Source organism: Ruegeria sp. BF6, from assembly GCF_056538665.1.
The window spans coordinates 1-4,218 of the sequence record NZ_JBQFTN010000039.1; the positions used below are offsets into that span (position 1 = coordinate 1).

General features: G+C 64.2%; 4 protein-coding genes. All 4 read right to left on the minus strand.

Annotated features, from left to right (window positions below):
• Nucleotides 1–1,337, minus strand: a 1,337-nt coding sequence (locus ACR0IM_RS24400) for an NAD(P)/FAD-dependent oxidoreductase (protein ID WP_480683477.1), incomplete at its 3' end; no start/stop codon positions are given.
• Nucleotides 1,334–2,830, minus strand: coding sequence for an aldehyde dehydrogenase (locus ACR0IM_RS24405; protein WP_480683478.1), 1,497 nt, complete (start codon nucleotides 2,828–2,830; stop codon nucleotides 1,334–1,336). The genes ACR0IM_RS24405 and ACR0IM_RS24400, both read right to left, overlap by 4 nt.
• Nucleotides 2,831–2,835: 5 nt before the next feature.
• Nucleotides 2,836–3,753, minus strand: coding sequence for a dihydrodipicolinate synthase family protein (locus tag ACR0IM_RS24410; protein ID WP_480683479.1), 918 nt, complete (start codon nucleotides 3,751–3,753; stop codon nucleotides 2,836–2,838).
• 8 nt (nucleotides 3,754–3,761) lie between these two features.
• Nucleotides 3,762–4,218 (minus strand): GntR family transcriptional regulator (locus ACR0IM_RS24415; protein WP_480597279.1); only part of this gene is annotated, 457 nt, incomplete at its 5' end.

Genomic DNA, 4,218 nt, shown 5'->3' on the forward strand with positions numbered 1-4,218 from the left:
TCGTCGCGCGCTTTCCATTCTTTCCAGCGCAGCACTGCGTTTGCGCCGATTTCTCGGAAGGGTTGGGGTGGCAGGCGTTTGGGTTGGTCTTCGGTTTCAAAATGGCGGGTTATATCGGAGCTGTGGGTGCAGGCCAGTTCCGCCGCTGCGATGCCGGTGAGGGTGCCGCGTGCGGTGCCCAGACCGTTCTGGACGCAGCCGGAATAGATGCCCTGGTCGATCTGGCGCGTGACCGAGACGCCGTTCAGGCTCAGGCACAGGTGACCGGCCCAATGATATTGCATCTCGATCCCGGCCAATTGCGGGAAGCGTTGCTCGAACTTGCGCTGCATCACCCGCGATGCCCGCGTCAGATCGCGCGGCCTCGCCGCCAAGCCGGGGCGCAGCGCGGCGCAGGTGCGGGTGATGATGCGATTGCCGCCCTGACCGGTATCAATGCGCCGCATCGTGGTGCCCATCGGATCGGAGGGGGTCACACCCCAGCGGGGCCGGCCGCCCAGCCGGGCCAGCGCGGCGCTGTCCAGTTCCGGCGTCATCGCCGCAAACAGGAACAGCTGCATCAGCCGGTTGCGCTCGATGCCGAAGCTTTCGAGATGGCCATTGACCGTCAGGATCACTGCGCCGGTGCTGACCGCGCCGCGCCGGGTTTTTACCTGCCACGCGCCGCCGTGCTTTTCGAACCCGGTTACGGCGGAATTCTCGTACAGCGCCACGCCGTCCCCGACCAATCCGGCGGCCAGTCCGCGAATATAGCCTGCGGGCTGCAACATGACCGTTCCGGATGTGTAGAGGCCCGACCGGTAGTGGCGCGAGCCGGTCAGGTCGTGCATCTGCTGGGAATCCAGCATCTCGCTGGTTTCGCCCAACGTCTCGAGGTGCTGTGCATAGCTGACGTTATGGGCATGGCCCGCCGCGCTGGCGGCACCGTTCACTTTGCCCGCCGGATCAAAGAAGTTCGGGTCGATCCGATATTGCTCGACCGCCGCGCGGGCAAAGGCAATCGCTTTCCGGTTCAGGCCGATCATTTTGCAGTCGTCACCGGACCCGGCATAGTCATCCGAGGCCAGATCATGCGGCAGGTCGATCATGAAGCCGGAATTGCGGCCCGCAGCCCCTTCGGCCACGCGCCCGGCCTCCAGCACCACCACTTTCGCATCGGGCTGCAACTGGTGCAGACGCCGCGCGGCCGACAGGCCGGCAAAGCCCGCGCCGACGATGACAAAGTCGGCGGTGGTGTCACTCTCCAGCGCAACCGCCGGGGGCTGGGCGCCAAGAATGGCGCTCCAGGCGGCCGGTCCGCGGTGGACCGGCAGGGTTCTGGCGGTGTAGCGGGTCAATCCACCGCCTCGTCTGCATCATCGGCCAGATCGATCCAGATGGTTTTCAGCTGGGTGTACTGATCATGCGCATGGACCGAGTTGTCGCGGCCGCCAAAGCCCGATTGCTTGAACCCGCCAAACGGGGTCGAGATGTCGCCCTCGCCAAAGCTGTTGACCGTCACGGTACCGGCCCGCAGGGCGCGGGCACCGCGGATGGCGCGTTTGGCATTGGCGGTGAAGATCGACGCGCACAGGCCGTATTCGGTGTCATTGCCGACCGCGATGGCTTCGTCGAAGCCCGAGACCTCGATCACCGACAGGACCGGGCCAAAGATCTCTTCGCGGGCCAGCAGGGCGTTGTTGTCCGCGACCTCGACCACCGTGGCCTCGACAAACCCGTCATTGGCCTTGCCGCCGATCACCACATTCTCGGCCTGATCCAAGTAGCTGCAAACCTTGGCAAAGTGCGCCTCGGACACCAGCGCGCCCATGCGGGTTTCCGGGTCCAGCGGGTCGCCGATATTCCACTGTTTGGCATGATGCGCGATGCGCTCCAGCAATTCGGCCTTGACGTCCTTGTGCACGATCAGACGCGAACTGGCCGAGCAGTTCTCGCCCATGTTCCAGAACGCGCCGTTGACCAGATGCTGGGCCACGCGGTCCAGGTTTTCGGCATCGTCCATGACGATGGCCGGGTTCTTGCCGCCCATCTCAAGCACTACCTCCTTGGCGTTGCTTTCCGCCGAATAGGTCAGGAACCTCTTGCCGGTCACGGTCGAGCCGGTGAAGGACACCATGTCGATATCCATGTGACGGCCGATCGGTTCGCCCACGTCTCCGCCACCACCGGGCAGGATGTTCAGAACACCGGCGGGCAGTCCGGCCTCGACAGCCAGTTCGGCCACGCGCAGCGCGGTCAGGGTGGTTTCCTTGGCCGGCTTGACGACCAGCGAACAGCCCGCCGCCAGAGCCGGGCCGATCTTCCACGCCAGCATCAGCAGCGGGAAGTTCCACGGCAGCACCAGGCCCACAACGCCGATCGGCTCACGCACCACCATGGCGATGTGATCGTCGCTGGCCGGCGCCACCTGATCATAGATCTTGTCGATCGCCTCGGCGTGCCATTTCAGGCAGTGGATGGTCTCGGGCACGTCCACGGTCTCGCAATCGTAGATCGTCTTGCCGCTGTCGAGGCTTTCCATCACCGCCAATTCGCGCGCGTTGCGGGTCATCAGTTTGCACAGCCGGATCAGCACGTCCTTGCGTTCGGACGGGTGCAGTTTCGACCAGCGGCCGTCGTCAAACGCCTCGCGCGCCTTTTCGACGGCAAAATCCACGTCCCCGGACCCGCAGGCGGCGATCTCGGCCAGCGTTTCGCCGGTGGCCGGGTTGGTGCTGGTGAAGGTCTTGCCGGAAATCGCCGGGCGGAACGTGCCGTCGATGAACGCGCCGGTGGGCAGGTTCAGACCTGCGGCAATGGATTTGTATTCGTCCTGTGTCAGCAGATCCATGTGTCTTACCCTTCTGCCACGATGTCGGCGATCTTGCGTTTCAATACGCGCGTGACCTGTTCCAGCGCGCGCTTGTCATCCTTGTTCAGACCCTTCAGGGGCGCGCGCATGACGCCCGCGTCGATCCCGTTCATGGTGACGCCGTGCTTGATGGTCTGGATGAACTTGCCGCCCTGTTCCAGCACATGCATCAGCGGCAGCATCGCGCTCATGATGCGACGGCCCTTGCCAAAGTTGCCCTCGACCACGCAGGCATTGTACAGCGCCACATGTTCCGCGGGCAGGAAGTTCGACCCGCCACAAACCCAGAACGGGGCGCCCCAGGCAAAAAACTCCAGCGCCTGGTCGTCCATGCCGCAGCCCATCTGGATATGCGGATAGTCGCGCGCCAGCAGATGTACCCGGTTGATATCGCCCGAGCTTTCCTTGATGCCGCAGAAGTTGCGGCTGCGGCCGACGCGGTCCAGGAATTCCGCGCCCATCATGGTGCCGGTGCGGTGCGGATAGTTGTACAGCATCACCGGCAGATCAGCCGCCTTGTCGATGGCCAGCGCATTCAGCGCGTTTTCGCGGTCGGTCGGCACCGAATAGGCCGGGCTGGCCAGCAGGATCGCATCCGCGCCGATCTGGCGCGCGCCGGCGGCCAGCGCAATCGAGTCCGGCGTCATCATCGCCCCCGTGCCCACCACCAGCGGCAGGCGGCCTTTCAGGCGCTCATGGGTGAACCTGGCCAGCTCCAGACGCTCGGCAACGGTCTGGGCATAGTTCTCACCGGTCGAGCCGCCCGAGATCAGGCCATGTACGCCGTTCTCGATCAGGTGTTCGATCACGTCGGACAGCGCGTCCCAGTTCACGCTGCCATCGGCGTGATAGGGGGTCACAACGGGGGTGTAGATCCCTTCAAAATTGAAAATCGGGGTCATTCAGGTCCTCATGCAGGGGTTTTGCGCGCCATCGTCCCCAGCGGCAGGTCAAGCCCGGCAGGCATGACGAACAGCTCGATCTGGTCGCGCGACAGGTTCCAATGATCGATGGCCAGCTGCGAGGCAGCCGCCTCATCACCCGCCTCGATGGCGGCGATGATGGCGTCATGCTGGGCACTGGCCTCGGACAGGTTCTCCGCCATCTGGCGGTCCTGAGGGCGGTAGAAGGTCATCCCGATCCGGGCATGATCGATCAACAACCGCTGAAAAGAGGGCGCAAGATAGATGTTGTCCGCCATCTCGCCCGTGATCTCGTGAAAGCGGTTGTTGGCCATAGCCCGCTCGGCGCTCGAGCCACTCCGAAGCGCCGCCTTGAACGCCTCCTGCGCCGCCTTGAGCGCTCCAACCTGCACACCCGTCGCATTCTTCGCCGCCAACTGCAAAACAGCCCCATACATCATCGGG

Coding starts and splice junctions, on each gene's coding strand:
- ACR0IM_RS24410 (WP_480683479.1), bottom strand. CDS start 3,753: ATGACCCCGATTTTCAATTTTGAAGGGATCTACACCCCCGTTGTGACC.
- ACR0IM_RS24405 (WP_480683478.1), bottom strand. CDS start 2,830: ATGGATCTGCTGACACAGGACGAATACAAATCCATTGCCGCAGGTCTG.